This window comes from Pseudomonas marginalis (assembly GCF_001645105.1).
Lineage (GTDB): Bacteria > Pseudomonadota > Gammaproteobacteria > Pseudomonadales > Pseudomonadaceae > Aquipseudomonas > Aquipseudomonas petroselini.
In genome coordinates this window covers 1-434 of the sequence record NZ_LKEG01000035.1, presented here as the reverse complement: position 1 = coordinate 434, position 434 = coordinate 1, and the positions used below count along the sequence as shown (strand labels likewise).

Sequence of the window (434 nt, the reverse complement as noted above, 5' to 3'; positions counted from 1 at the left end):
TGCGCTACGTCCCACTACACCGCAGGACGAGACTTTCCGTCGGCCAGTGTAGCGAGCATCACCAAAGGCAAAACGACGACTACCGAGTTGAAATCCCTGTTTGGTGAGCCCTACGCCAAGAGTGCTGTCAGCGAGACTGACGAAAAGTGGATCTACACCTACACCAATGGCTCAGCCCATGCCCAAAGCTACGTGGTCACCATGAAGGTGACGACTACGGGTACCCAGAAAACGCTTGATGTCCTGATCCGCAATGACGTGGTCATCAACTACACGTTCAGCGAAGGCCCTGCGCCCGGCACAACTACCGCCACGAACTGAATGCAACCTTAGATTGGGCCACTTACCGCGCTCAATCAGTTGTTGATGGGTCATTGCTAAATGCAATGCTCATATCGTACGACGCTATGATCTTGCTCGAGTGTATGCCATGG

At 53.5% G+C, this 434-nt stretch carries 1 protein-coding gene; it reads left to right on the top strand.

The annotated features are described in order from the left end of the window. On the top strand, positions 1-321 hold a 321-nt coding region (locus tag AO064_RS10965), incomplete at its 5' end, for a hypothetical protein (protein WP_244159510.1). Positions 322-434: the final 113 nt, after the last annotated feature.